The organism is Flavobacterium sp. AC105 (assembly GCF_979258495.1).
Map to the genome: position 1 here is coordinate 1,529,404 of NZ_OZ409860.1, position 25,000 is coordinate 1,554,403.

The window sequence follows — 25,000 nt, forward strand, 5'->3', positions numbered from 1 at the left end:
TATGAAATGGATGTTTAATTTAAGTAAATGAAATTATCTACTCAAATACTTGTAGCATTTACTTTGGTAATATTGTTGTCTGTTGCAGACTCATATACAAATTATATGTTGTCGAATAAGGTATATCGCAATACACAGTTTCTTGCCAGATCCGAAGAAATTATCCGTAATTCTAATAAAACCCATAAAGCAATTATCGAAATGCAGAGCGCTTTTCGGGGTTATCTCCTTACAGACGACCATACTTTTCTGGCTTCTTATTTTAAAGGAATCAATTATGTTCCGATTTTAATCAAAGAGGAGCAAATCCGAATTGGCGATGATAATGTACAGCGATCCATTTTAGATTCTATTAATATACTTCACAGCAATTGGCTTAAATATTCAGAAGAATTAATAAAAACAAGAAAAGATAAACCTCGATTGTATCAGAATCTTTTTGAAAATTCTTTGAAAAAGCATGTTGGAAAAAAAATCAATGATGAAATAGCCAGCAAATTTTTAAGGTTTGACAGAATCGAGTATAAAATGCGAAAACACCATACTGATGCCTTGCTTACCTCTTTGAAATACGCACGTACTTTTTCGGCAATATTTCTCACAATGACTGTTATAGTAGGTGTTTTGAGTACGATATTTATTATGTTCATTACCAACAGAAGAATTACATCTATGGTGCGTCTGGCCGAAAATATTTCGAAAGGAAATTTCACAAAAGTAAAAGATACCCGTAATGATGAACTCACAGCATTAACAGTTTCGCTTAACACCATGTCGAGCAAATTAGATAAAAACATTCATGAACTCAAGAATAGAAATGACGAATTAAACAAGTTTGCTTATGTGGTTTCGCACGATCTTAAAGCGCCAATACGAGGCATTCATAATGTAGTAAGCTGGATTGAAGAAGATCATGAAGACGAACTTTCGCCACAGCTAAAAAAATATCTTGCGATTATTCCGCAAAAAACCAGGCGAATGGAAGCCCTTATAAATGGTTTATTGGATTATGCGAGATTGAATCTGAAGGCTTCTCCGGAAAATATTAATACAAACGCATTGGTTCGCGAAATTGCAGATTCAATTGTTCCCCGGAACTTCAGATTGGAAATTGGCAATCTTCCGGATTTATATACAGAACGTATAAAACTCGAACAGGTTTTTGCCAATTTAATCAGCAATGCCGTAAAATATACACCAGTCGGGAATGGCATAATTCAGATTAGCTGTAGAACATTCCCGTCATTTTATGAGTTTTCTGTAAAAGATACCGGAATCGGAATCGCAGTTGAATACCATCAAAAGATATTTGAAATATTTCAGACACTTCGCGAACAAAACGAACAGGAAAGTACGGGAGTTGGACTGGCAATTGTAAAAAAAATAATTGATGACCGGGATGAAAGTATAATTGTTAAATCTGAATTGGGCAAAGGCGCCGAATTCATTTTTACATGGAGAAATAGTTAAGAATGAAAAAACCAACCATTTTACTAGTAGAAGACGATGAGCTCGACATTATTAGTGTGGAGCGATCTTTAAAAAAAATAGAAAGCGAATACGAGCTTCATACCGCTTATAATGGTATTGAAGCTTTAAGGATTTTAAGGGATCCGCACGTTAATTTGGTGCCGGATGTTATTCTTTTAGATTTGAATATGCCAAAAATGAACGGAATAGAGTTTTTGAAAATCATGCGGGAAGACAAAGACCTAAAACATTTAAGAGTTTTTATCATGACCACTTCATCAGAAGGAAATGACAGATTAGAAGCCGAACAATTAGGAATATCAGGCTATATTATAAAACCGCTGAATTATACTGAAAATACAAAAAGACCAGATTCTATGGATGCTTTTGTTCAGTTTCATTTGCGGAAAATATTGCTTGATGAAAATACATAAAGCGTTTCTCTTTCGCTAAAAAAGATAAAAAATAAAATGTCAGATTTTTTTAATCATTCGATAAAGAATTGGGAATATGAAAAAAATAAAAGAAATAAAAACGGCTGAAACTGAAGCGATCCTTGCGCTTCCGATAGTTGCAGCAGAAAATCCGTCAAGATCCAAAAGAAAAAAAGCTGATGCAGAAGAATCTATTTTAAGTGATGCCGAATTTCTAAAGATTTTGCTAAAGGTTAAAAACGGAAATTTTACACAGCGTTTTCCAACGGATCAGAATGGTATAAAAAGATCAATCTGCGACACATTAAACGAAATTATTGATCTCAACGAACGTATGGTTTTTGAGTTTCAAAAAGTAGGGAAAAGCATTGGTAAACAAGGAAAACTGACCAATAGGGTAGCCCTGGATGGTGCAAGAGGATCGTGGAGTTCTTGTGTTGACTCTGTTAATACATTAATTTCGGATCTGGTGCATCCAACAATTGAAATTGCGCACGTAATTACATCGGTTGCAAAAGGAAATCTATCACAGGAAATGCCGCTTTCTATTGAAGGAAACCCACTTCAGGGAGAGTTTTTGAGAATTGCAAAAGAGGTAAACGGAATGGTAAAACAGCTGAATTTGTTTTCTATGGAGGTTACCCGTGTAGCGCGTGAGGTAGGTACAGAAGGTAAATTGGGAGGTCAGGCAAAAGTGCGAGGCGTTGGTGGTGTTTGGAAAGATTTGACCGACTCTGTAAATAAAATGGCATCGAATTTAACAGGCCAGGTTCGTAATATTGCCGATGTAACTACGGCGGTAGCAAAAGGAGATTTATCTAAAAAAATTACCGTTGACGTAAAAGGAGAAATCCTGGAGCTAAAAAATACCATTAATACGATGGTGGATCAGCTGAATTCATTTTCATCTGAGGTTACCCGTGTGGCGCGTGAGGTTGGAACAGAAGGAAAACTGGGAGGTCAGGCGCAGGTAAAAGGTGTTGGGGGAACCTGGAAAGATTTAACAGATTCGGTGAACCAGATGGCATCGAATTTAACGGGTCAGGTACGTAATATTGCCGATGTAACAACGGCGGTAGCAAAAGGAGATTTATCTAAAAAAATTACCGTTGACGTAAAAGGAGAAATCCTGGAGCTGAAAAATACCATTAATACGATGGTGGATCAGCTAAACTCTTTTTCTTCGGAAGTTACGCGTGTGGCCGTTGAGGTAGGATCTGAAGGAAAACTGGGAGGTCAGGCGAGAGTACGAGGTGTAGGTGGAGTTTGGAAAGATTTGACCGATTCCGTAAATCAAATGGCATCGAATTTAACAGGTCAGGTGCGTAATATTGCCGAGGTTACAACAGCCGTGGCAAAAGGCGATTTATCTAAAAAAATTACAGTAAACGTTGCAGGAGAAATCCTCGAACTTAAAAATACGATTAATACCATGGTGGATCAGCTGAACTCCTTTGGTGCCGAGGTAACTCGTGTGGCGCGTGAGGTAGGTTCAGAAGGAAAACTGGGAGGTCAGGCAAAAGTAAAAGGTGTTGGAGGAACCTGGAAAGATTTAACCGATTCCGTGAACCAGATGGCATCGAATTTAACGGGTCAGGTACGTAATATTGCCGAGGTAACAACCGCGGTAGCAAATGGAGATTTGTCTAAAAAGATTACGGCTGTAGCCGAAGGAGAAATTCTTGAGCTAAAGAAAACCATTAATACGATGGTGGATCAGCTGAACTCATTTTCATCTGAGGTAACGCGTGTAGCACTTGAAGTTGGAACAGAAGGAAAATTGGGAGGTCAGGCAAAAGTAAAAGGTGTTGGAGGAACCTGGAAAGATTTAACGGATTCGGTTAACCAAATGGCATCGAATTTAACCGGTCAGGTACGTAATATTGCCGAGGTAACAACGGCAGTAGCAAAAGGAGATTTATCGCGCCAGATTACAGTAGATACAAAAGGAGAAATCCTGGAACTTAAAAACACCATTAATACGATGGTGGGACAGCTGAACTCTTTTGCATCCGAGGTAACTCGTGTGGCGCGTGAGGTTGGTACCGAAGGAAAACTGGGAGGTCAGGCGCAGGTAGAAGGTGTTGGAGGAACCTGGAAAGATTTAACAGATTCGGTTAACCAGATGGCTTCTAACTTAACCGGACAAGTACGTAATATTGCCGAAGTTACAACGGCGGTAGCAAAAGGCGATTTATCGCTCCAGATTACCGTTGACGTAAAAGGAGAAATTTTAGAGTTAAAAAATACGATTAATACGATGGTGGATCAGCTTCGAGGTTTTGCCTCGGAGGTAACAAGGGTTTCCCGAGAAGTTGGAACAGAAGGAAAACTGGGAGGTCAGGCGAATGTACCGGGAGTTGCAGGAACTTGGAAAGATTTAACAGATTCCGTTAATCAGATGGCAGGTAACTTAACCGCTCAGGTACGTAATATTGCCGATGTGGCGATTGCGGTAGCAAATGGCGATATGTCCCGAAAAATTACTGTTGACGTTCGCGGAGAAATTCTTCAATTAAAAGAAACCCTGAATACGATGGTGGACCAGCTTCGTGAATTTGCATCTGAAGTAACTCGTGTGGCGCGTGAGGTTGGTACCGAAGGAAAATTGGGAGGTCAGGCAAATGTACCGGGAGTTGCCGGAACGTGGAAAGATTTAACAGATTCAGTTAATCAAATGGCGGGTAATTTAACGACGCAGGTACGTAATATTGCCGAGGTGACGATTGCCGTTGCAAACGGGGATATGTCCAAGAAAATTACTGCCGACGTTCGTGGAGAAATCCTTCAATTGAAAGAAACTGTAAATACAATGGTGGATCAGCTTCGTGCCTTCGCATCAGAGGTAACTCGTGTGGCGCGTGAGGTGGGTACAGACGGAAAACTGGGCGGACAAGCATTCGTTCCCGGAGTTGCGGGAACCTGGAAAGATTTAACGGATTCGGTGAATCAAATGGCATCAAACCTGACGGATCAGGTACGTAATATTGCCGAGGTAACAAAAGCCGTGGCAAATGGTGACCTTTCGAAACCAATTACGGTTGACGTAAAAGGGGAAATTCTGGATTTGAAAAACACCTTTAATACAATGGTGGAACAGCTGAATTCGTTCGCATCCGAGGTAACTCGTGTGGCGCGTGAGGTTGGTACCGAAGGAAAACTGGGAGGACAATCTGAAGTAAAAGGTGTTGCCGGAACCTGGAAAGATTTAACCGATTCGGTTAACCTGATGGCTTCGAATTTAACGTCGCAGGTTCGTGGAATCGCAAAAGTTGTAACATCCGTAGCAAAAGGAAATCTAAAACAAAAATTATCGATTGATGCCAAAGGGGAAGTTGCCCAATTAACAGATACAATCAACGAAATGATTGATACGCTGGCAACCTTCTCTGATCAGGTAACAACGGTGGCGCGTGAGGTTGGAGCAGAAGGAAAACTGGGAGGTCAGGCAAACGTTCCGGGAGCATCTGGAACGTGGAAAAACTTGACTGAAAACGTAAATCAGCTTGCGGCGAATTTAACGACGCAGGTACGTGCGATTTCTGAGGTGGCTTCGGCGGTAACGCAGGGAGATTTAACGCGAACTATTGGTGTTGAAGCAAAAGGTGAGGTTGAAGCCTTGAAAGATACCATCAACCAGATGATTTCGAACCTGAAAGCAACAACTTTAAGAAATCAGGAACAAGACTGGCTGAAATCAAATTTGGCTAAATTTACCCAAATGCTTCAGGGACAAAAAGAATTGAATTCGGTTACAAAAAAAATACTTTCTGAGCTTGCAACGGTTGTAACGGCGCAACACGGACTTTTTTATATATTACAGGAAGATGAGCAGTTTATGGATTCGAAATTGAATCTGATCGCTTCTTACGCTTATATCAAAAGAAAAAATTCGCCAACGCAATATGCAATGGGAGAAGGACTTATTGGACAAGTTGCTGTAGAAAAAGAAAGAATTTTGCTAAGTAATGTTCCTAAAGATTATATCAGGATTAATTCAGGTTTGGGAGATGCCAAACCAAAAGATGTGATCATTTTACCGGTACTTTTTGAAGGACAATTGAAAGCGGTTATTGAATTGGCTTCTTTAGATACTTTCAGTCAGACGCACTTGGATTTCCTTGAAGGATTAACAGAAAGTATCGGAATTGTATTGAATACGATCGAATCGAATTCAAGAACTGAGGAATTATTGGTACAATCACAATCGTTGGCAGGAGAGTTAAAAAGTCAGCAGGAAGTTTTGAAAAATACGAATGAGGAATTAGAAGAAAAAGCATTCTTATTAGCGAATCAAAAAGAAGAAGTGGAACTTAAAAACCAGGAAGTTGAGGTTGCGAGAAAAGCTTTGGAAGAAAAAGCAGATCAGTTGACTTTAACCTCAAAATATAAATCGGAATTCCTGGCGAATATGTCGCATGAGTTGAGAACTCCGCTGAACAGTTTGCAGATTTTGGCTAATGAATTAATTGCCAATCGCGATGGAAATCTATCCGAACAACAAATTCAATTTGCTAAAACGATCAATTCCTGCGGGGATGACTTAATTCAGCTGATTAATGATATTCTGGATCTTTCTAAAATTGAATCCGGTTATATTTCTGTTGAATACAATCCGATTAGTTTTGCAGAAATCAGCCGATTTGTTGAGTCTACTTTCAATCCAATTTCGGCAGCAAAACATCTTCGTTTCAAAATTGAGATGGATGAAAATCTTCCGGAACTTATGGAAACGGATTCCCAAAGGCTGAATCAAATTCTGAAAAACTTGTTGTCGAATTCTTTTAAATTTACAGAAAAAGGAGAAGTTTTATTTAAAATATATAAAGCAGATAACAATTGGAAAACCAAAAATAACAATCTTGAAATGGCTGAAGCCGTTGTTGCTTTTGAAATTTCGGATACAGGAATTGGTATCTCAAAAGAAAAACAAAATATTATATTCGAAGCTTTCCAACAGGCCGAAGGTTCAACGAGCCGTAAATATGGCGGAACAGGATTGGGATTATCAATTAGCCGCGGTCTCTCTGATTTATTAGGAGGAAGTATCGAATTGGAAAGTGAAACCAATATAGGAAGTAAATTTACACTCTTCCTTCCTTTACAATATGTTGATATTTCGAGTATTGAGAATATTGAGATAACGGAAGAAATAGATGTAAAAGGAAAAATAAGATCATTGCCTGCCGAGAAATTTAACAGATCTGATATCGATTTGTTCTTTGTTGACGAAGTTGGCGATGACAGAACAGATATTAAACCGGAAGATAAAGTCTTGCTGATTGCTGAGGATAATCTGATTTTTGCCAAAATTATGCTGGACCAGGCCCATCTTCATGATATTAAAGCCATCGTAACGACAAAAGGAAATGATGTAATTGATTTTATAAATCAGTTTCATCCGCACGCCATTACAATGGATCTTAATATGCCGGATACAAGCGGCTGGAAAATTCTGGACCGATTAAAAACTGATTTTAATTTACGTCATATTCCGGTTTATATTATTTCCGGTGAAGACGAGAGAAATAAGGGATTAAAACGTGGTGCAAGAAACTTTTTGCTTAAACCCGTAAAAAATGAATCTTTGACTTCTTTATTCAATGATATTCATGATTTTAAAAATAAAAAAGCCAAAAATCTTTTAATTGTCGATGATAATGAATCTGATTTAAATAGAATTTTAGAAGCAGTAAATGGTTCTGATATTCGTGTTTTTACCGCTTCAAACGCTCAGGAAGCTGTTACATTACTTCGTGAAAATTCATTCGATTGTATTATCTTAGACCTCGTACTTCCGGATGCAGACGGTCTTGATCTTTTGAGTGATCTCGAAAACAGTATTACAGGTCAGGAAACGGCGCTTATTATACATTCGGCAGGAGATGTGAACAAAAAACAACGAGCCAGATTAAATAGATTTGCACATAGTATTATTACCAAATCTTTAAACTCTCTTGATGAATTGGTCGATCAGACGGCTCTTTTTATGCACAGGGTTCATAAAGAACTTCCTGATGAAATGAAAGAAAGAATTGAATCGTTTTATTTGCAGGAAGATGTATTGCTGGGTAAAAAAGTATTGCTGGTAGATGATGATGTTCGAAATTTATTTGCACTTACAACTGCTTTAGAACGTTATGGTTTAAATGTTATTAGTGCAGAAAGTGGTCAGGAAGCAATTAATTTATTAAATTCAGATAAAGATATTGACATTGTTTTGATGGATATTATGATGCCGGAAATGGATGGGTATGAAACCATGAAAAATATTAGAAGCGATGCTAAACATAAAGACCTTACTATCATTGCAGTTACGGCAAAAGCAATGAAGGGGGACAGACAGCGTTGTATAGAATCAGGAGCATCTGATTATATGACAAAACCTGTAAATGTGGAACAATTATCGTCCTTAATGCGTGTTTGGCTAAAATAATAATTTGAATATTCGATGGAAAAGAAAATTGTAGAGCATCCTATTAAAATTTTACTTGTTGATGACAAAAAAGAAAATTTGTTATCATTACAAGTCATTTTAGCTGATCGCGGTTATCAATTTGTTGAAGCGTCTTCCGGAAAAGATGCACTTAGAATTTTGTTAAAAAACCAGGATTTTGCCATCATTTTAATGGATGTGCAAATGCCGATGATGGATGGTTTTGAAACAGCCGAATTGATTCGCCAAAGTGATAAACTAAAACATGTTCCAATTATTTTCCTGACAGCCAATATGAATACGACTGAATATATCTTTAAAGGATATCAGTCCGGAGCCGTAGATTATATGATTAAGCCTTTGTCTAGAGAAATTTTGCAGGCCAAAGTTTTGGTTTTTACAGAGCTTTACAAAAAAAATGTTGAATTGCGTATTAAGGAAGAAGAAACAAATGCATTAAACGAGATTATTTTGAAAACCAATGCGACATTGGCGTCTCAATATGCGGCAATCGAAAAACACGCAGAAGAACTCAAAAACAAAAATAAAGAACTTGATGCCTTCACGTATATTTCAAGCCATGATCTTCAGGAACCTTTGCGTAAAATACAAACTTATGCGAATTTATTATTGACAAATGAATATGCGAATTTATCTGAAGACGGAAAACAGAAATTTGACAGAATATTATATTCGACCAAAAGAATGCGGGAACTTATAAACAGTCTTCTGACATTTTCACGCACCAATATTATTGACAGAAAGTTTGAAAATACTGATTTGAACCTGATTGTTGCTGATGTAAAAGAGGCTCTAAAGGAAAATATTCTGGAAAAAAATGTGGTAATCGAGACAAATTTTCATGGAACGATAAATATTATTCCTTTTCAGTTTATACAGCTTATGGAGAATCTGGTGAGCAACTCTATTAAATTTGCCAAAAAAGAAGAACCGCTGCATATTGCTATCAGCAGCCGGATTGCAGATGAAAAAGAATTAGAGAAAGAAAAATTATCCGGCAAAGATAAATACTGTCATATTTGTTTTTACGACAATGGAATAGGTTTTGAATCACAATATAATGAAAAAATATTCGGTGTATTTCAAAAATTACACGGAAGGGATGTTTACGAAGGAACCGGAATTGGTCTTGCTATTGTCAAAAAAATCGTTGAAAATCATAATGGTTCTATTACCGCTTCAAGCGAACCCATGCAGGGAGCAAAATTCAATATTTATCTTCCATTGTAGATTAATTTCAAAAAAGAATAAATTATACAGAACCTGTAAATTAATGATTTACAGGTTTTTTTATGGAAGTTGATACTATGAATATACTTTAAACGCGAAATATCAGTTTTAAGAGTAATCATTTCAAATTTAACACTAATTGACACTTCTCTTTTGGTGGTTATGTATTATAAATCCTTGTTTTTTGCATAAATTTGACGTTTTTCTTAGATTATTCATTATGATGACGCGATTATTATCCTTATTCTTTCTTATTCTTTCTTTTAGCACGCATGCGCAGTCAACAAAAGAACTGATTGATAGTTTTAATAGTATAAACGATCATCAGAAAAAAGTTGACCTGTGCCGTGAAATTGCCCTGCGATTACAAAAAACCGATTGGGACAGAGCCATAAAATACATTGAATTAGCTGAAGCCGAAGCAAAAAAAACAAAAGATTCAGAACTTACTTTGGCTCAGGTTTACATTACAACAGGCAAAATGTACAATTCAAAAGATGTATTGGATATTGCTTTAAAATATTATTTAAAGGGGTATGATATATATAAAAATAACGGAAACATTGATGAAGTAGCCAAATTAGAAAACAATCTGGCGATTATTTATGCTGTAGGAAACAACAAAGAAAAAGCATTACAATATTTCTTGAATGTATATCAATACCAACAATCTAAAAATGATCCTGTAAAGCTTATAAAAATATTAAACAATATCGGCACGCTATATCTAAAGAAAAATTTAGATTCTTCCTTATACTATTATCAAAAGGCTTATGTGATAAATAAGACTATAAATAACAATGACTTAAAGGTCAATGTTTGTACTAATTTAGCACGCGCGTATGCGTTAAAAAAAGAGAATAAAAATGCCGACTATTATTTTGATCAAGCTTTTTCTTTAGTAAATAAAGGCGTTAATAATATAGTAGAAGCATTTGTCTATGAGTCTTTTTCTGAATATAATTTAAAAGAAAAAAAGTACGATGCCGTAATTGTAAATGCGAAAAAGGCATTAGAATTATGCAAAGAGAATGTCTATAGTTATTCAGGTTTAAATTTGAACAAAATACTGTATCAGGTATATGTTAGGAAACAGGATTATAAAAATGCAGTTTATTATTTTGAAAAATATAATACCATCAACGACAGTATAAATGTCGAAGAAAAAGCGGTAAACATAGAAAGAATAAAACTGGAACAGGATTATAAAGTTCGGACCCAAATAAAAACACTTCTTGAACAAAAGAAACGATTTAAGTACTATGTAGTTGGATTAATTCTGGTTGTAGGTATATTGATCCTAATTATTTTAGTTATAAAATACCGAAATAAAAATATTAAAAATCAGCTGGAACAAGAGAAATTAAAAACAAAAATGCAGGATTTGAAAGAGAACCTGAAAGCGAAAAACATGGTTCTGATAGGAAAAGCAATGTCAGAAATACATCGTACAGATAGTATTAGTGAAATCCTGACAGACCTTAAACAAATTAAACTCAAAACCATAAATAAAGAAATGCAGCAGGCTATTGATATAGTTTTAAAGCGTCTCGAAAAGAATTTGAATACCGATATCTGGCAAGAATTTGAAATAAGTTTTGAGCAGGTTCATCAATCCTTTTTTGATAAATTAAAAACTGATTATCCTTCGCTTACTCCAAAAGACCGCCGACTTTGTGCACTGTTATATTTGGACTTAACGACAAAAGAAATTTCTCAAATTACCGGTCAATCTTTTAAAGCAATCGAAAATGCACGAACCAGACTTCGCAAAAAATTCGATTTGACCAATGAAAAAGTAAATCTCTCCACTTATCTCAATACATTTTAACTGAAATAAATTTAAAAAATAAACCAAACTAATCACCTGATTTTGTTTGGTTTATTTTTTTTTGAGTGGTTTCTAAGTGGCATTTTTTTGCTTCAGAGTGTTTTTTGAATACTCCTTTTTTTTAAAAACAGATACCTCCATTCTACATTTACCAAGTCGATGTAAATAAATTAAAATGGACAGGAAGAAGAAAATTAAATCTCCTAAAAGTTTGGAAGAGCTTTTGGAAGAAACAAAAACAAAAAAGAAAATCCTCTTAAAGATTCTGCAAAAAATAACAAAAGATAATCCTGAAAATCAACCTCCGAATTGATTTTTAGAAAATGCTTTTATGGCTTTTGCTATAACCATGAAAGCACAATTATAAACCAGAAAACCATAATATTAATTTTAAATTTAAAAGAAATGAATCAAATTTACTTCAAAACCAAGTATTTGTTTGTTTTGTTAGGTTTCTTTGTCTGTTCCGTCGGAATGGCTCAGTCACCTTTTCAAAACATAAAACCGACTGGTGCGAAAATGGCAATAGAATCGCCAGTCGCCAGTCAGACAAAAGATCAAGTTTCTAAGAAAACGAACGATCCAAATTTCAATCAGAATAATGCTGTCAATAATCTTTTTACTCAGAAAGAAGAAAAGGTAAGCGGCAAAGCGCTTTCTGCGGCAGAAAGTGATGCAGTAACCAAACAATTACAGCAAAGCCAGCAATTGTCCGGACAAAAACAAATTACCGCTGAGAAAACAAACCCGCAAGATTCGGTTAGTACAAAAGTGAGATCTTTTGCCAAATCTTCAAACTTAACGGCGAAAAATATATTCGAAGTCAAAAAAGGAGATTTTGAGTTATCTCAATCAGATAAAATGCAATTGAAATCAATTTCTGACAATCATGGCAGAACGCTGGCTACTTATCAGCAAATGCATAATGGTGTTCCTGTTGAAGGCGCAATTTATAAGGTTAGAGAAAATAAAACAAAGATTGATGCTTTTGGTTATACAGCTAAAAAACTTTCTGTAAGCAGTACTTATAAAATAAATGCTGCAGCAGGTTTAGAATATGCACTTAAAAAAGTAAATGCGAAACAATATATTTGGGAAAGTAAAAAATTAGGTGCTTTACTGGATAAAAAAATAAGTGCAAAACCACAAGGTGAATTGGTATATGTTGGTCCTAATTTTTCTTCTGAATTAAAGGAATATTACCTAGCATGGAAATATGATATTTTTGCGACCAATCCGCAATCGAGCCAGACGATTTATGTAGATGCAAATACGGGAAAAATAATTCTTACGATCAACCTAAGCAGCGATGCTGATTTTACAGGACAAAGTTTGGGTAAAGGTAAATCAAGATATTCCGGCGAAGTAAGTTTTAATACCAAACAATATGCTGACGGATTTAGATTAGAAGGATTACAGGGGAAATACAATGTTCCTATGTATACGATGAACATGAATCATGCGGATCAGGCGTCTGATGAAGTAATTACTGATTTTATTGATGAAGATAATATTTGGAATGATTTACACAATCAAAGTCATGATGAGGTTGCTATGGATATCCATTGGGGTATGCAAAAAACTATAGAATATTATGGCGAAAAATTTAACCGAAATAGTATCGATGACAAAGGAATGACAATTATTGGCCTGGCGCATTTAGGCACTAATGTCGAGAATGCTTCATGGACAGGTGGCTGGGCACAATTTGGAGACGGTTACGATACACCTTATGTTGGTTTAGGAATTACGGCGCATGAATTAACGCACGGTGTAACACGTTTTACTGCAGGTTTAATTTACCAGGGAGAATCAGGTGCTATGAATGAATCTTTCAGTGATATCTTTGGTGTATCTGTTGAATTTTATGTTGGAAAAGACAAGAAAGATGATATTTGGATGCTGGGTAATGAATTGTACACACACGGCAGTATGAGAAATATGTCTAACCCAAAAGCACAGGGTCAGCCTGATACTTACGGCGGGGTGAATTGGGCAAATCCGGCAAACGTTAGTAACGATAATGGTGGTGTACACATGAACAGCGGAATCACAAATTATTGGTATTACCTTTTAAGTGAAGGCGGCCAGGGAGTAAATGATCTTAACAATAGTTATGATGTCAAAGCTATTGGTCTTGCTAAGGCAGAGAAAATTGCCTATATAACACTTACAGAATATTTATCTCCTTCTTCAAACTTTAGCGATATGCGTCAGGCCACTTTAATGGTTGCCGAAGATTTGTACGGATTAGGCTCTGAAGAATACAAACAAGTTACTAATGCCTGGTATGCAATTGGTGTTGGAGCTGCTTATGCAGATAAACAAATCTCTATTGTTTCAGTTGAAAAACCAGTCGCTAATTGTGGTTCCCTAAAAGGAGATGAGCCTTTTTATATTAACATTAAAAACACAGGAACTACTGTAATTAAAGCAAAAGAAATCTTAAATTACAAATTAAGATTAATGACATTAGGATTTGGCGGAAGATATAATGTACAGTACACCAACAATGGTAATATTAGTTTCGACAAGGATTTGGCAGTTGGTGAAGAAACCACTATAAAAATTCAGGATAAATTTCCTTATATCATAAGCGCAACTACAGTAAATTATGTAGAAGTTAAACTTGATTTTAAACCTGTAACTGAGTTTGGGCCAAAAGACGGAATCTCTTTTGTTTCAAATTTAATAGTTCCTCCGGCGCAAAAAGATTTTGATCTTAAGGTTGTTGAATTAAATCTTCCGGCATATACAGGAGAAGCATTATCTGCAAGTCATCCATTAGCGGTTACTATTTATAATTTGGGCTGTCAGGATATATCAGCAGGATCTCAGTTAAAAGTAGGATATCGAAATACGCTTTCAGGAAATGATACGATCTGGAAAGATATTACACTGGATGCAGCTTTTAAAGGAAACTCACAAATGACAATCCCTTTAGATAATATCGATTTATCTGTAGTTGGTTTGCATAATTATGAAGCTTTTGTGACCTACGCTCAAGACCCGATAACAACTAATAACAGTATTATAAATTCTGTTTATAATGGGGTTGTAACTCAATTTCCATACTATCAGGATTTCGAAGGAACACCGGGAGGCTGGTATTCAAGATCAATACTTACAAATAAAAAATTTGTATGGCAGCAGACCCCTTCTATCTCATTCAGAGATACAAAATCGAAATATTTATGGGGAACTGTAACTTTTGGAGATACTGAAAAAATACCTGCAAATGCTGATTTTACATTAGAATCGCCAATATTTGATTTTACTAATATTGCTTCTCCATATGTTGAGTTTGATATGATTCATTTGTTTTCTGGAGGATACGACGGTTTAATCGTTGAATATTCTGAAGATAAAGGTCAAAATTGGAAAAAAGTTACCGGTATCGATTATCCTTACACATTGCATTACAATGATTTATTATCCGGACCATGGTTTAGTGGTGTTAATAACATTACGGATAAAAAACCATATGCAATGCGCTTAAATGAACTTTCGGGTAAAAAAGTTGCTATTCGTTTTCGTGTAGTCACAAGCGAAACCATCAGTAACTTTTTAGGTGCTTTTGTAGACAATATTCGTGTAAGTAATGCACCTTACGATTTACAAGTTACAGATGTAAAAGTAGACGCTGGCACTTGTACTATTAACAATGACAACATAACTATAAATGCTAAGATCATTAATAATTTCGTTACAACTAATGAAAAAGTTAATGTTACAGTAAAAATTCTTGATAATGCAAAAAATGAAGTTTTTTCGAAAAATGAAAAAGCATCATTAGTATTTACTAAATATGGAGATACTTTAACGTATTCTGTTCCAAATATCAATCTAAAAAGTATTGGTAAAAATACAGTAACGATTTCTGTTTTTCCTGAAGATATGACTCAGGATACCAGACCGGAAAATAATTCGGTAACATTGGGCTACGATAATTGGAATAATGAAGATATGAAAGTATCAGTGCTTCCATACACAATGGATTTTGAAGATGCATCTCAATATAAAGGATGGAGAACAACTGAAAACCAAAATAGCGCAGGCTGGCTATACGGAACAAGTAAGGATTTAGGATCGCCGGGATGGTTTTTAGAAGGTCATGAACATTTTATGGCCAGTAATGACGACAAATGCAATTGCGACGCATCAAATGATATGTTAATTTCTCCAGTATTTGATTTGAGTAATTATAAAGAAGCACACTTAACATTTGATGGTTTTGGAGACGGACAAAGAGTTTCTGACGGTTATGTAAAAGTAAGTACTGATGGAGGTAAAACCTGGGAACAGGTATTTAAAATGTCTTATATCACAAATTGGGTAGAATATCATGTGAACTTAACACCTTACGCAGGAAAACCTTGTGTTCTTGTAGCGTTTGTGCATGATGATAATGGATTGTTTGCCAATGGTTTTGCGGTAGATAATATTAAAATTAAAGATACAGCAGATTATTTACAGCTGTCTAATTTAAGTGTAGCCGAAAATGTATATGAAGACGCACCGTCCCACCAATTTTTTATAAGTGCAAAGAATTTTTCTTATGCTACCGTTAGTAAAGCTACGATTGAGTATCAAATTTCACAAAATGGCAAAGCTATTGGTGAACCAGTTGTGTTAGAAAGAAAAGATCAGATTTTTCAATATCAAACTATCGTTTATACAATAGATGGTCTTCCAAAATTAGCAGCTGGAGATTATGAAATTAATGTAAAAGTATCTATAAACGGACAGCCAAAAACTCAGATAGAAAGCCTTAAAGGAACTTTTAAAGTTATTGCGAAACCGTTACAGTTAGATGCAGAAACTTTTTCGGCTGTCACTCCGGGTTCAATATTTGGATCAAAAGGATTTGTTTCAAACCAAAGTGATCAAAATTATCCTTGGAGGGCTGTTGCTAAACCTGATAATACCAATTTAGGTCTTCCTAAAAAAGATCATACAGGAGATGCTTCTGCAACGATGCTTTACAACCAGCTTGAATATTCTGCAGTTTACGGAGAATTAGTTTCTCCAGTCTATAAACTATCTGCAAATGCAACTGCTTTAGAGTTTTATTATGGACTTGAAAGCAATTACAACAATGCTTTTATTGTAGATATTAAAACTGTTGGAGGCGAATGGAATGAAATCTGGAGAGCTTCTAAACAAGGAGCTTATGTAGACAAAGAATGGCAAAAAGGCGTTGTAAACGTAAGTAAATATGAAGGAAAATCTGTTATGTTTAGATTTAGACATGCAAAAGCGAGCGGATATTCTTATATGGTTTTAGATGATTTAAAAGTAATTAATGAGCCTGTTTTAGATGTATCTGTGCAAATAGTATCGCCAAAAGATATATGCGGCGGTTCTGAAGTTAAAGTGAAATTGACAAATGAAGGACAAATTGCAATTGCAGCAAAAGCAGTTCAGTTAGATTTAGCATATCTCAACACACTTGAAAATATTTCAGAAGTTGTTGAAGCCGGAATTCCTGTGGGTGAAAGCATCGAATATACTTTCAAAAAACAACCTAAACTGGACGTAAGCGGTGACTCTCATGTATTTAGTGTAAATGCGAAACTGGAAAACGATTTTATTCCGATAAACAACGAAATTAAAAATTATATCTATCAGGACGTTTCAGCAGATTTTAAAATATTTGACAGTTCAGCAATTCATGGATATGCCGGTAAAAGTTTATACATAGATGCTGCTACTAATTTTACAGCTAAAAAATTAGACGTTGCTTCATACAAATGGAGTACAGGCGAAGTTTCTAATGCTATCGAAATAAACAAAGCAGGAGATTATACGGTAACAATAGTAACAGAAAACGGATGTACACTTACAGAAAAGATCACAGCAACATTTGATACTTTCGAATCGGATCTGGCAAGCGGAGATCTTTGTGGTCCTGAAGTTGTTTTAAATCCTGGAAGCTATACATCTTACGAATGGTTTGATGGTTCAACCGAGCCAACTTATACGACAACAGAAAGTGGTGATTATTTTGTAACGGTTTATAATGAAAACGGAATTGGTAAAACTTTTAGTACTACAATTTCAATTCTTGAAAACAATATTGTGCCGGAAATTAAAGTAGTAGGTGATAAGAAATTAACCGCTTCAGCAGATGCAGTTTCATACCAATGGTTTTTAAATGAAAGACCAATACCAAATGCAACTGAAAAATCGATCATTACAATTTGGGAAGGAAATTACAGTCTTCAGATAACTAATAATAATGGATGTAACAGTATTTCAGCGCCATTTAATTCAAAAGGTATGCTTGTTGGAAAAATTACAAATCCATTTAGAGTATTCCCTAATCCGGCTGTTGATAATGTAAACATCTTCCTGGCAGACAAAATTGAAGGAGCAGCACAAATTAATATTTACGCCATAGACGGTAAATCAGTGTGGAGTAAAACGTATGCAAGTATGCCGTCAAGTATTAATCTAAGCGGATTAACTCCAGGTGTTTATGTTTTAGACTGTACCATACAGAACAAAAAATATACTGCGAAGGTTATTAAGAAATAACAAATTACAGATAGAATATGGTAACTCTTTTTTGAGAGTTACCATTCTTAAAACAAATAAATATTATGAAAAAATATACGCTAATACTATGCACATTCTTTTTAGGTGCAGCTTGTATGGCCCAGACTCAAAAAGTTAAAGTGGGTGTAAAAGCAGGTTTAAATATTGCCAGTTTAACTTTTGATGAAAGTGAACTAAACTCATCAAACAAAACAGGATTTACGGCAGGGGTAATGGTAGAAATTCCAATGGCTAAAAACTTTTCGCTTCAACCTGAATTATTGTACAACCAGCAAGGATCAAAAAGTTCTTTTTCTGATGCGGATGTAACAAATTCAAATTACAAAAGCACTATAGACCTGAATTACTTAAACATTCCTGTAATGCTAAAATATTATGTATTAAAAGGATTAAGTGTTCAAGCCGGGCCTCAAATAGGAATACTCCTAAAGGCTAATAATAAATATCAGGATAATTTTTTAGGATACGAAAACCGCGAAACCTTTAATTTAAAAGAGTATTCAACGGGTATCGATACTTCTGTAAATTTTGGATTGGGGTACCAATTTGATAACAAATTCTATGCAGATGCAAGATATAATATTTCTTATTCTAATGTTTTCAAAGAAAGCGATGTAAGTCATTTCATTAATAATGATATGAAGAACAGAGTTTTTCAAATCACGATTGGTTATTTTTTTTAAATAGATTAGTACTTTTTCATGTTTTTAAAACCACTCTCGCAAGGAGTGGTTTTTTTGTGGGTTAATTTACTTTCCTTTTAATAAATTGATACTTACCGTAGCAATATCAGCATCTGGAAATCGTCTCAAAATGGCCGGATCCGGAAACAATCCTGCTTCTGCGGCAATAGTATTAAAGACATCTATTTCAACAATATATTGATCCGAAAAACCATGAGTAGCAACATAAGCTGTTGCGGCAGTTTTCCCCAGATTTTGAGCTGTAAGTTTTGGATTTACGGTATGTAATTCAATCAAAAGCAAGCCAAATTTAGAAACATAAGGTGACCATTTCTGTAAATGCTCTAACAGATTATCTTCTACCAGATTGTTGCTGATTCTTTTTCCTCTATGAGCAAACGCACCGGTTGAGGTACTGATTCTGTCTTTGTTGATGTGTTTCGGTTCTTCCCAAATTCGATTATGATCTAAAAAAGTCCTCACGTTAAGCAAATCTTTCAGGTTGATATTGTAATTTTCTTTCAAGTCATCCGAAAGTACATCTGGGCGTCCAATATCTCCCCAAATAACCTTTGCCCAAATGTCTGCCTTTATGAGATTGGCTCTGGTTACTTTTAAAGCAGCCTGATTATAATCGGCTCCAACCAAAAACAAAGGATATTCATTGAGCAATTTTCCTCTTAAGGTTTGCCTGTCGATTACTTCAAAAATATGCTGTAGGAAAGCGCCGTTACCACACCCCATATCCAGAATTCCCTTCGGCTGTTCTTCAATGGGCAGGTTAAAAAGCCTGATGATAATTTCATCTACCACTTTAAAATAAGTGTCGTGCGCACCGCCGCTTCCCCATACATTCATTTCGCGATCAACATGAATTTCGTTTTCGCCATCGGCAACCATTCTTAAAACGGCCGGATCACCAAAAATAAGTTCTTCAATTTTGGCAAAAGTTGGCAAATAAGAAACGGTAACTCCATACGCACTGGCTCTTTTGGCATAAAACAAACCCTACTTCGGTAAATTGATAATTGTCGTTTTTCTTCAGGAACCATCCAAGGTGCACAAAGAAACCTAATATTTTTTTGAAGTTTTCAGGAGATTTATGAAACTCTTCAGGTTTGAAAGAAGTCTCCATAAAATATTTATGAAACATGCCATTCATGGCCAAACGAACAATAGTTGGCCCAATCAAATAGCCTTCTATATGCTTTAAAATCTGATTTTGAATAGTATTGGTCAGATTATCTTCTGACGGTTCAATTCCGTAATTTTTTTTATATTTTTCAAAAATAACGTTGAGTTTTTCAAATGGAGCCTTATCAAAAAGACGCGGATGAAATTGAGTAGAAAACTGAAGCAACTCAACCACATCTTCATATAGATAAAACAATGAAAATGCAATTTCTGTGTTTTCGTTTACTGAAATCGTAATTTCCTGCTTACCGTTATTGACCTCGTAATCTAAAAAGCCCTGAGAAGCCAAAATCCTCAAACCAACATTCAGATAACTTTCGTTTGCTTTAAATGTGGATGTAAGCTCTGCTAATTGTACTTGCTTTTTACTTAATATAAACTCTGAAACTCCTTTTTTCTTCAATGCTATCGCTACTGGCGCAACAGCTAAGCCGTCAAGATGTCTAAAATGGAACTTGGGAGTTGTGATTTATCTGTCATAGGAAATTAATAGGGGTTTATTCAAAAATAGTGATTTTTTGAATTAAGTTTATATTGAGAGTATGGTTTGTATATCGTAAATTTTCCCGCTGGTTAAAAGGTGATTTATAAAAAAATCCTGTAAAGCAAATCGTTTACAGGATATTTTGTAGAGTTGAGAGTTGTAGAATAGAATACTTAAGTACTATTGTGAATGTTAAATTATTTGTGTATCCTTTATAATTTCTTTTTAAATAGATTCTAAATATAAAATCCTGTGTGACTAACTCTGAAATAATAAATAGATTTATTTACAGACCTCTTCATTGAGAAAAAACTCGTAGCATATGTTACGGTCTATGTCTAAAATTTGATAAAATTCATATTTATTAATTTGACCAGACCAATTACTAGGTTGAGATTTGATTAATAATATATTTTTTTTACGATAAAAACGTGCATTTTTATAATCACACATAAAATCATCAAACTCAAATGATGTGCTGTCTTTAATAAAAATTCTTTTTATTTTACTCTGTTTATCATTAAAAATAAGTTTTCGTTGTTGTTTGTATTTATCTAGATTTTCAAATTGATAGGAAAAAAGTATTTTATTTGAATCTATTTTGAATCCATATGTTAAACTGTCTATATTTGATATGTTAATTTGTTTTGGATTAATTTTAGAAAAATATTTTGCATTTACTAAATCACAATAATTTATTCCCAAAATAACATTATTAAAATCAGAAACAATTGTATCTATTTTGTTTGAGTATATTGGAGTTGAACGATTTTTTTTAGTTTTGTTTCCACATGATGATAGTAATGTAGTACAAAATACCACGCATAAAATAAATTTTTTCATAATTATAATGGTTTATTTCCGTTCCAGTTAGATATTCTTGGATTTCCTTTTACATCAATGAACTGTGCCATCCGATATTGTTTAGTTAATGTTGAAAAGGTTGTGTTTCCAGCAGTCCCTGTTGATTTGTATTTATATTCCCATGTACCTCTTCCTACAGTCCCATTAACCATATTATCTCCTTGTTTCCATATATCATGAGAAGAGTCTGTAAATTTATAACCAGGTAAATATCTTGCACGATAGCCTCCATTACCTGTTACTTTAATACTGCTTCCTGTTTTAGGATTATTATCAAAGTCGAAACCATCCCAGAAATATGCCCCATTAGAATAATCTTTTGTTGTTGTAAATCCTAAGATAACTCCTTTATTTGCATTTTGTTTTCTAGTAGAGCTGGCAGTTGGATCTGAGTAATCTTTTAAACCTTCTTCTGAGGCACCATATATACCTTTTTTATAACTTGCCTGGTCGGCAATTGAAGTGTTTTCAGCTAGTGCTCTATTTTTTAAAACTGAAAATATTCCTGCGGATTCTTCCCACTTACTTGACCCTTCAGCATATAATGTTGCAGCCAAATGTGTAAATGTATCTATATCAATAGAATTACCTGCAGAATCCTTAAGTTCTGTTGCATTTTTAACCTCGGTTTTTCCATTACCAATTGCTTTGTAGTTTCCTTCTTTTACGGTATATACTTTTTTATCATCAATTCGGTCGCTACCTAACCAACTCCCTTCTTCTGAAAAATAATCTCCTTCTAGTAATCCAGTTGGATCATTAAAATTCACAGGATTATTGAACGAATAGCGATATGGTGACAAATCTTTAACTGACTCCGCCAGTGGATCTATATTCATCCATCTACCCAGAGTGGCATCGTAATTTCGTGCCCCATAATCATACATATTAAGCCCTAATTCATTTTGAAACTCTTTACCGTTGTATTTATATTTTAATGCATCATTACTAGATGGGGAAACATTATTATATCCCATTTGCTTAAGACCAAATGGATAATAATTATTTTCTTCTTCAATTTGTAATGTTGGAGTTGTCGCTGAACCAACATTTTTATAACTTAAACGCACATTTCCTAAATGATCTTTGTACTGATAAACATATTTATAATAACTTCCAGAGGGTTCAACATATCCTTCTGAAGTTGGGAAAAATTTAAGTATTGAATTATTATATTGGTAACCATCTAAATAATCTGTTGTGACAGAAGGTAAACCAGTTTCATTCACAATTTTCTGTACTTTTTGTCCAGAAGCATTGTAAATATATACAATATTTCCAGTAGTTGCAAAAGTTATTTGTGTTGGTAAATTGAGATGATTGTAGGTAATAGCAGTAATGTTTTTGTTATTGTCTTTGGTCATATTACCATTAGCATCATAGCTATAATCATCTGCTGTATTTGTGGCACTATCTGTAAAGCCTAATGCCTTATAGGTAATAGATGCATTGTCTACAACTTTTGCTAATTGGTTACTATTATTGTTATTTAGATAACTGAATGCCAAATTATCAATTTGGTTGGCAGAAGTATCATTATTTCCGTTACGAATAATGGAGATTATATTTCCATTCTTATCATATGTCAAGTTTTCATCATAAGCATTATTTACAGTACCATTGCGTTGAAAAAGACTACTTTTTAATCTATTAAGTCTGTCGTATATATAACCATATCCACGTACTATTGGTGTTGTTTCGGAAGTACTTGTCCAAAAAGATTCAGCAATATTACCATTATATAATGCGTTAACGCCAGAAATACTTGGAGTTGTGTAATTTATTTTAAATGCAAATAAATCTTTTGGATCAGAACCTTGAGAAAGGGCAGAAATATTGTTAATTCCAGTTATCCATCCTCTAATATTATACGTATAATCAATTTTTTGAGTAGGTGCCGTTATAGTATTTCCTATTTTTTTAGAAATTAATTTTCCTAATTCATCATAGGTATTATTAGCTATAAGTTCAATAGTTCCACTATTAATTTGATGTGTTTGTGATATTACCCTATCTTGTTCGGAGTAAGTAAACATATCTTTTGTTATTAATTCAATATCTGTAGATAATCTTTTATGTTTTGTTATACTATATTGTAATTGACCAGAAAAGGTATCTATTTTACTGTCAGTATAAGTATAGCCCCCAAGAAAATTCTGCGAGTAAGTACGAATAGGTCGTGCATTAAGATCATATAAAGTATAAGATAGCTCGTTTCTATATACTGTACTGGATTCTAAAATTCTTGTCCAAATCCCTGTAGGCAGGTCTCTAGGTTTTATGGTGGCATTATAATAAACATATTGAGTGCCATCTGCAATAGCAGTTGGAATTGTAGGTGATCCCGGAAAATTATAGTCATCAAAATAATTTACTGAAAGTACATGATAATTTGATATAGGCCATGATAAATTTGTATAACGAAATGCTACTCCAGTTGTAGGAGGTACAATATTATTGGTTGCATTGTCTATCTTAGTTTCACTAAAATTGGACGAAAATCCATTTTGAGTGTCTTGCAAAGTTTTTCTAGCTATACTATTGACCGTTGTCGATGGTAGCCAAGCTGAAATTATAATACGATTAAAACCATCGTATTTATTTATTGACCATCCTGTAGAAGCTATATCTGTAAATGGTGATAGAGAAGGCCCTGTTGCAACTGGTCGATCAAGCTTGTCGTAAACAATAAACTCCCATTGTTTACCGGGAATTTTTTTTTCGACTAATCTATTCCGATAATCATATTTATATTGGTAGCATAAATTATCTAAGACACTTTGATTATTATTATCAATCGCGGCAGTAAAAGTGCTACCAGATTGTGCATTGAAGCCAGTTGTTAGTGTTATTGAATTGCTTGCGGTAAGATTTAAATTGCTTCCTGAAGATACAACTGCAGCTGATGTAATATTACTTTGCAGGTTGTTTGCAGTTATAAGGTCATTGGCTTTAGGAGGAATAACATAAGTTAAATTGCCGTAAGAATCGTATACGTAATAAGTGTCGTGTTTTACTGCACCATCATAGGTTCTTTTGAGGATAATTTGGCCTTTTTTATTTTTAAATTCAACTGTACTTCCATAGATTTCAATTGTCTCATTAATATTTTCGTCAAATGTTATTGTTTTATATAAAACATTAGGAGAGTAGTACATAGATGTAGGTGAATTTACTAGAGTAATGTCATATAGACCTAAAGCAGGATTCCATGTAGTAACCACTTTATACAACAATACTTCGTTGCTAATATTGGTGTGGTATTGATTTTCTATACTGTGATCAGAATAACCCTGTGAAATCTGCCAATTCTCTCCTGGGGCGCCTTGCTTAAATATTCTGTTAAGAGCAGATTTCTCAATCATTTTTTCGCTGTATGGATAAGCTGTATTTTCGAAATTTGGATTTCCTGTCGTAGAGATATTTGTGGTTGAATAGAAAGAAAGTGTATTTGCTTGCCCAGCTGGATCAAAACCGAGAACCATTATCAATGCTTCTATAAGGTAAATATTCTTTGTTAATTCTCCCGTATGAATCATATTCAATATGTTTGATAATATTCTTTCCTGTTGAAGAGGCTTGATTTTCAATTTGTTGAATAGGACGGCCCAATCCGTCAAAATAAATTATACTTTGATCAGCCTGAAGTTTTGTTGGTGAGACAATACTAACATTCGTTGCCGTTTTATATTTTTTAGTTGTTGTATAATTCTCCGTTTGTGTTTGTCCAATAACAATAAATCCCGAAAGCAAAACGAATAGTATTAATATTTTTTTCATATTTTCTGTCTT

Annotated in this window: 10 protein-coding genes and 1 pseudogene; 7 read left to right on the top strand and 4 right to left on the bottom strand. The window is 34.6% G+C overall.

Features of this window, described 5'->3' with window-relative positions:
- Positions 1-27: 27 nt before the first annotated feature.
- The 7 genes from ACZ0AH_RS06935 to ACZ0AH_RS06965 all read left to right on the top strand — a co-directional run bounded on the left by ACZ0AH_RS06935 (position 28) and on the right by ACZ0AH_RS06965 (position 18,666).
- Positions 28-1,470: an ATP-binding protein gene (locus ACZ0AH_RS06935; RefSeq protein WP_463475087.1), complete on the top strand. Its 1,443-nt coding sequence runs from the start codon at positions 28-30 to the stop codon at positions 1,468-1,470.
- A gap of 2 nt (positions 1,471-1,472) precedes the next feature.
- Entirely contained in the window at positions 1,473-1,904 is a 432-nt protein-coding gene (locus ACZ0AH_RS06940; RefSeq protein WP_463475088.1) for a response regulator, read from the top strand.
- A gap of 76 nt (positions 1,905-1,980) precedes the next feature.
- A complete protein-coding gene (locus ACZ0AH_RS06945) occupies positions 1,981-8,340 on the top strand; it encodes a HAMP domain-containing protein (protein WP_463475089.1) in 6,360 nt (2,119 codons plus the stop codon).
- Positions 8,341-8,355: 15 nt separating this feature from the next.
- Positions 8,356-9,591 carry a sensor histidine kinase gene (locus tag ACZ0AH_RS06950; protein WP_463475090.1) on the top strand — a complete coding sequence of 412 codons (1,236 nt, stop codon included), beginning with the start codon at positions 8,356-8,358 and terminating at the stop codon, positions 9,589-9,591.
- Between the two features lie 220 nt (positions 9,592-9,811).
- Positions 9,812-11,422, top strand: coding sequence for a tetratricopeptide repeat protein (locus ACZ0AH_RS06955; protein ID WP_463475091.1), 1,611 nt, complete (start codon positions 9,812-9,814; stop codon positions 11,420-11,422).
- Between the two features lie 405 nt (positions 11,423-11,827).
- Positions 11,828-17,962: a M4 family metallopeptidase gene (locus ACZ0AH_RS06960; protein ID WP_463475092.1), complete on the top strand. Its 6,135-nt coding sequence runs from the start codon at positions 11,828-11,830 to the stop codon at positions 17,960-17,962.
- Positions 17,963-18,027: 65 nt separating this feature from the next.
- On the top strand, positions 18,028-18,666 hold the full coding sequence (locus tag ACZ0AH_RS06965; protein WP_463475093.1) for a porin family protein: 639 nt from the start codon (positions 18,028-18,030) through the stop codon (positions 18,664-18,666).
- Between the two features lie 66 nt (positions 18,667-18,732).
- On the opposite strand, the pseudogene ACZ0AH_RS06970 reads toward ACZ0AH_RS06965, so the two are convergent.
- From ACZ0AH_RS06970 to ACZ0AH_RS06985, 4 genes and pseudogenes are all read right to left on the bottom strand, one after another.
- A pseudogene (locus ACZ0AH_RS06970) lies at positions 18,733-20,340 on the bottom strand (class I SAM-dependent methyltransferase).
- A 286-nt stretch (positions 20,341-20,626) separates the two neighbouring features.
- The gene (locus ACZ0AH_RS06975; RefSeq protein ID WP_463475094.1) at positions 20,627-21,187 is read right to left on the bottom strand and encodes a hypothetical protein; all 561 of its coding nucleotides are present in this window, start codon (positions 21,185-21,187) and stop codon (positions 20,627-20,629) included.
- 2 nt (positions 21,188-21,189) lie between these two features.
- Complete coding sequence (locus ACZ0AH_RS06980) at positions 21,190-24,747, bottom strand: RHS repeat-associated core domain-containing protein (RefSeq protein WP_463475095.1); 3,558 nt, start codon at positions 24,745-24,747, stop codon at positions 21,190-21,192.
- A complete protein-coding gene (locus tag ACZ0AH_RS06985) occupies positions 24,677-24,988 on the bottom strand; it encodes a DUF6443 domain-containing protein (protein WP_463475096.1) in 312 nt (103 codons plus the stop codon). Before ACZ0AH_RS06985 ends, ACZ0AH_RS06980 begins: the two co-directional genes overlap by 71 nt.
- Between the last annotated feature and the right edge of the window lie 12 nt (positions 24,989-25,000).